This window comes from Mesorhizobium sp. M7A.F.Ca.CA.004.04.2.1 (assembly GCF_004022825.1).
Taxonomy (GTDB): domain Bacteria; phylum Pseudomonadota; class Alphaproteobacteria; order Rhizobiales; family Rhizobiaceae; genus Mesorhizobium.
Window position 1 is genome coordinate 1 of sequence record NZ_RZPH01000859.1, and the last position, 2651, is coordinate 2651.

The following is a 2651-nucleotide window of genomic DNA, read 5'->3' on the forward strand; positions in this document are numbered from 1 at the left end:
ATCACGCTGCGGCCGGAAGACACGTTCGACAACATGTCTCACTATCTCGCCATCATGAGCGCCCGCACCCGGCTGAAGATGGCCGAGAGCGACGATCAATTGCGCAGCGAGGTCTCCTATCTCTGGGAAATCGCGCTCGGCATCGAGGAAGGCAATCTTTCGGCCGCCGAAAAGCGGCTGCGCCAGGCGCAACAGGCGCTGCAGGACGCCATCAAGAATGGCGCCAGCGACGCTGAAATCGAAAAGGCGATGAAGGAACTGCGCGAGGCGATGAACCAGTTCCTGCAGGAATTCGCGGAGCGCGCCAAGCAGAATCCCAACGCCCCGCAGATGCAGCAGAATGGCCAGGAACTGCGCCAGAGCGACATCGATCGCATGATGGACCAGATCGAAAACCTGGCGAAGTCCGGAGATCGCGACAAGGCCCAGCAACTGCTGTCGCAACTGCAGGACATGATGAACAATCTGCAAGCCGGCCGTCAGCAGCAAGGCGGCCAGCAGGACAGCGAGATGCGCCAGCAGATGGACAAGCTGGGTGAGATCCTGCGGCGTCAGCAGGAGATGATGAACGACACCTTCCGCATGGATCAGATGCAGCGCGGCGAGCGCCAGCGCGGGCAGAACCGTGACGAGCAGCTCGGCGAAGGCGGCCAGGATGAGGACAGACCCGGCGTCGGCGAAGACCGCGATCCGCTCGCCCGGCAAAAGCCGATGACACCCCAGGAATTCGCCGATGCGCTGAAACAGCTGCAGCAGGGCCAGGGCCAGCTGCAAAGCGACCTGGATCAGCTGAAGAAGGGCCTCGAAGGCATGGGTATGGAGCCCAATGAAGGATTTGGCGAGGCCGGCAAGTCCATGGGCAATGCCGAACAGGCACTCGGCGAGGGCGAAGGCGATGCGGCCGTCGGTCATCAGGGCCGGGCGCTGGAAGCGCTGCGCAAGGGCGCCAAGGACATGATGAAGCAGATGCAAGCCATGCAGGGCGACCAGGGCGGCGGCGAGGAAGGCGGCCGGCAGCAGAACGCCGATCGTGATCCGCTCGGCCGGCCACGCGCCAGCCAGGGTCCCGATTTCGGCGATTCGGTGAAGGTGCCCGACGAGATCGACGTGCAGCGCGCCCGCCAGATACTGGAAGCGATCCGCAAACGGCTCGGCAATGCGCTCAGCCCCGACATCGAACGCAGCTATCTGGAACGGCTGCTCGAGCTGAAATAGAGCAATTCCAGGAAAAGTGTGAAGCGGTTTTCCGTCCGGAATTGCGAAAAAACATAGGGATTGCCGCCCGCGTCCATCCCACCTAAAGACCCTCTCGCGCGGTTGCACCACCATGCCCAGACTTGGCGCCGTTACACCCATCCTGCGCATCTTCGACATTGCCAAGGCGCGTGAATTCTATGTCGGCTTCCTCGGCTTCGAGGTGCAGTGGGAACATCGCTTCGCCGACGACGCGCCGCTTTACATGGCGGTCGGCCGCGACGGCTGCGTTCTGCATCTCAGCGAACATCATGGCGACGGTGCACCCGGCATCGCCCTGCGCATCGAGGTCGAGGACATCACCGCTCTTCATGGCGAACTGATCGGCAAAAACTACCGCTTCGCCAGGCCGGGCGTGGAAGATACGCCTTGGAAGACCCGCGAGGTATCGGTCGCCGATCCGTTCGGCAACAGGCTGCATTTCTACGAGGATGCCGCCGGCTGACTGAGCCTGTTGACGAAGGCTTCGCGGATCGCATCCTGCATGCCGTCGATCGCCTCACCTGACGCATTGGGGTTGCGGTGCATCACCACGTTGGAGGAATCGATGGCGCCGAATCCGTCCGCGGTGGTCAGTTCACGACAGCCGTCCGGAATGTTGCTGCGCGAAATCGGCGCGATCGCCAGTCCGGAGGTGACGGCGAGCTTGAGGCCGCCGGTGGTGTCGCTGGTATAGGCGACACGATAGGCAAGATCGCGCTGCTCCAGTGATTTGATGGCGAAGTCCTTGCACCAGCCGGCCCGGTTGTAGAGCGCGATCGGCACCGGCTGTTCCTCATGCATGTGATGCAGGGTCGACGTCACCCACACGGTCGGGTCGTGCATCAGCACTTCGCCGCCGGCGGGATCCTGCCATTCGAACACCACGCACAGATCGAGTTCGCCGGCAGCGAGCGCCGCCATCTGTGCCCCGGAATGGGCATAGCGCACGGTGACCTCGACCTGTGTATGACGCTTCGAGAAGGCGCCGAGCGCGCGCGACAGGATGGCGTGGCCATATTCCTCCGGAATGCCGATGCGCACCGGCCCGCCAAGCGGCGCTGCCGCCATCGATGCCGACGTCTCGTCGAGCAGCGAGACAATGCGGCGGGCGTTGACGATGAGTTCGCCGCCGCGCCGCGTCAACGCGACGCCGCGCGAACCGCGCTCGAACAGGCTGGCGCCGATCAGCTCTTCGAGCTTCTTCATCTGCATCGACACCGCGGATTGGGTGCGGCCGGCCTGCTCCGCCGCCTTGGTGAAATTGCCGGTCTCGGCAATCGCCACGAAGGTTCGCAGGAGGTCGCTGTCGAGGGTCGGCCGCATGGAATCCGCCATAAGAGAATTTGATTGCTGGCATCATTCCAATTCGTTTGCAACATGTCAAACGGCGGACGATAGTCGCCATACCCATTGGA

Annotated in this window: 3 protein-coding genes; 2 read left to right on the top strand and 1 reads right to left on the bottom strand. The window is 63.0% G+C overall.

Annotated elements, in window-relative coordinates; all coding sequences use genetic code 11:
- The coding region (locus EN893_RS28215) for a TIGR02302 family protein (RefSeq protein ID WP_127273556.1) at positions 1–1215 on the top strand (1215 nt) is incomplete at its 5' end.
- 112 nt (positions 1216–1327) lie between these two features.
- The gene (locus EN893_RS28220; protein ID WP_127269183.1) at positions 1328–1699 is read left to right on the top strand and encodes a glyoxalase superfamily protein; all 372 of its coding nucleotides are present in this window, start codon (positions 1328–1330) and stop codon (positions 1697–1699) included.
- Here the strand turns inward: EN893_RS28220 and EN893_RS28225 are convergent.
- On the bottom strand, positions 1678–2559 hold the full coding sequence (locus EN893_RS28225) for a LysR family transcriptional regulator (RefSeq protein WP_127269182.1): 882 nt from the start codon (positions 2557–2559) through the stop codon (positions 1678–1680). The two genes, EN893_RS28220 and EN893_RS28225, sit on opposite strands and share 22 nt — an antisense overlap.
- Positions 2560–2651 lie beyond the last annotated feature (92 nt).